The sequence below is a fragment of the Variovorax sp. 01T439_2 genome (genome assembly GCF_056398445.1).
In genome coordinates, this window is record NZ_JBFTPJ010000735.1 from 1 (window position 1) to 3,010 (window position 3,010).

A 3,010-nucleotide genomic window follows, 5' to 3' on the forward strand; every position below is an offset into this window, starting at 1 on the left:
TGGCCGACGAGGTGCGCCAGCAGCTGCTGCGCGTGAAGGACGTGGCCAAGGTCGACCAGTTCGGCGTGCAGGACCAGAAGGTCTACATCGAGATCTCGCAGAAGCGCGTCGCGCAACTGGGGCTGGACTTCAACGCGGTGCTGGCCCAGCTCGGCTCGCAAAATGCGATCGAAAGCGCGGGCACGATCCAGTCGCCGCTGGACGTGGTGCAGGTGCGCGTGGGCGGGCAGTTCACCAACGTGGAGCAGCTGCGCGAGATGCCGATCCGCGGCAGCTCGGGCAACCAGCTCAGGCTCGGCGACATCGCCGAGATCCATCGCGGCTACATCGATCCGCCGGCCGTGAAGGTGCACCACCAGGGCAAGGAAGTTGTCGCGCTCGGCGTTTCCATGGCCAAGGGCGGCGACATCATCGCGCTGGGCAAGGCGCTGCGCGCCACCACCGCGGAGATCGACCAGCGCCTGCCGGCCGGCGTGAAGCTTGCGCAGGTGCAGGACCAGCCGGTGTCGGTGTCCAGCTCGGTCAATGAATTCGTCGGCGTGCTGATCGAGGCGGTGGCCATCGTGCTGGCCGTGAGCATCATCTCGCTGGGCCTGCACAAGGGCGGGCGCTTCGGCTGGTACATCGACATCCGGCCCGGGCTGGTGGTGGCCATCACGATCCCGCTGGTGCTGGCCGTGACCTTCCTGGCCATGAACTACTTCGGCATCGGGCTGCACAAGATATCGCTGGGCTCGCTGATCATCGCGCTCGGCCTCCTGGTGGACGACGCGATCATCGCGGTCGAGATGATGGTGCGCAAGATGGAGGAGGGCTACGACAAGGTGCGCGCCGCCACCTTCGCCTACGACGTCACGGCCAAGCCCATGCTGACCGGCACGCTCATCACGGCTGCGGGCTTCCTGCCGATCGGCATCGCCAAGTCGGTCACGGGCGAATACACCTTCGCGATCTTCGCGGTGACGGTGATCGCGCTGGTGCTGTCGTGGATCGTCTCGGTGTACTTCGTGCCCTACCTGGGCACGCTGCTGCTCAAGGTCAAGCCGCACGACCCCGATGCGCCGCCGCACGAGCTGTTCGACACGCCGTTCTACAACAACTTCCGCGGCGCGGTGAACTGGTGCGTGCAGCACCGCTGGCTGACCATCGGTGCCACGGTGCTGATCTTCGCGCTCGGCATCTTCGGCATGGGCAAGGTGCAGCAGCAGTTCTTCCCGGATTCGAGCCGGCCGGAGATCATGGTGGACATCTGGTTCCCCGAAGGCACCTCGTTCGCGGCCAACGAAGAAGTCGCCAAACGCGTCGAGCAGCGCATCATGAAGGAAGAGGGCGTGAAGACGGTCAGCACCTGGATCGGCTCCGGCGTGCCGCGCTTCTACCTGCCGCTGGACCAGGTCTTTCCGCAGACCAACGTCTCGCAGCTCATCGTGCTGGCCAAGGACCTGAAGGTGCGGGAGACCCTGCGCATCAAGCTGCCCGCGCTCCTGGCGCAGGAGTTCCCCGAAGTGCGCGGCCGCGTGAAGCTGCTGCCCAACGGGCCACCGGTGCCGTATCCGGTGCAGTTCCGCGTGATCGGTACCGACCCTGCCCAGCTGCGTGGGCATGCCGACGAGGTCAAGGCCGTGCTGCGCGAGAACGCCAACATGCGCGGCGTGAACGACAACTGGAACGAATCGGTCAAGGTGATCCGTCTGGAGGTCGACCAGGCCAAGGCGCGCGCGCTCGGCGTCACCAGCCAGGCGATCGCCCAGGCTTCCAAGACCATGTTCTCCGGCACCACCGTGGGCCAGTACCGCGAGAACGACCTGCTGATCGACATCGTGCTGCGCCAGTCGGCCGACGAGCGCGAGGCCATCTCGGACATCGGCAACGCCTACCTGCCCACCACCTCGGGCCGCTCGATTCCGCTGACGCAGATCGCCCGGCCGGTGTTCAGCTGGGAACCCGGCGTGATGTGGCGCGAGAACCGCGACTACGCCATCACCGTGCAGGGCGACGTGGTCGAAGGCCTGCAGGGCGCCACGGTGACCGAGCAGCTGCTGCCGAAGCTGCGCCAGCTCGAGGCCGGCTGGCACGCGGCCGGCGAGGGCGGCTACCGCATCGAGGTGGCGGGCGCGGTCGAGGAAAGCAGCAAGGGCTCGGCCTCCATCGTGGCGGGCGTGCCGATCATGCTGTTCCTGGTGTTCACGCTCCTGATGCTGCAGCTGCACAGCTTCAGCCGCTCGCTGCTGGTGTTCATCACCGGACCGATGGGCATCGCCGGCGTGGCCGGTGCGCTGCTGCTGCTGAACCGGCCGTTCGGCTTCGTGGCGCTTTTGGGCGTGATCGCGCTGATGGGCATGATCCAGCGCAACGCGGTGATCCTGATCGACCAGATCGAGAGCGACCGCGAGGCCGGCGTGCCGGCCTGGGACGCGATCGTGGAATCGGCCGTGCGGCGCCTGCGGCCGATCGTACTGACGGCGGCCGCGGCGGTGCTGGCGATGATTCCGCTCTCCCGCAGCGTGTTCTGGGGGCCGATGGCCGTGGCCATCATGGGCGGGCTGATCGTGGCGACCGTATTGACCCTGCTGGCGCTGCCGGCAATGTACGCCGCCGCCTTCCGCGTCAAGCGGGAGCCGAAAGAGCTCCCGATTAGCGCTTAAAATACGCGGTTGACCGATTTCAGGCGGACGGTCTTTGGGCGGCGGGCATCCGGCAATCGGGGGTCCGCGGCACCAGGGCCGTCCGCCTTTGCATTCACCTGAAAAATTTGGCAAGCGCGGGTGGCGAAATTGGTAGACGCACCAGGTTTAGGTCCTGACGTTCGCAAGAACGTGCCGGTTCGAGTCCGGCCCCGCGCACCAGCCACACCCCTCACAAGGAAGACACCATGACCGTGACCGTTGAAACTCTCGAGAAGCTCGAACGCAAGATCACGCTGACCCTGCCGGTCGGCACCATCCAGTCCGAAGTCAACCGCATGGTCGAAGGCGCCCGCGCCGAGCTCAAGCAGCGCGGCATCAAGGAC

Annotated in this window: 1 protein-coding gene, 1 tRNA gene and 1 pseudogene; all 3 read left to right on the top strand. The window is 66.5% G+C overall.

What is annotated here, in order from left to right:
* Positions 1-2,645, top strand: a 2,645-nt coding sequence (locus AC1DOC_RS26840) for an efflux RND transporter permease subunit (RefSeq protein ID WP_478130845.1), incomplete at its 5' end; no start/stop codon positions are given.
* 114 nt (positions 2,646-2,759) lie between these two features.
* A tRNA-Leu gene (locus AC1DOC_RS26845) sits at positions 2,760-2,846 on the top strand.
* A gap of 26 nt (positions 2,847-2,872) precedes the next feature.
* A pseudogene (locus AC1DOC_RS26850) lies at positions 2,873-3,010 on the top strand (trigger factor); the annotation flags it as partial.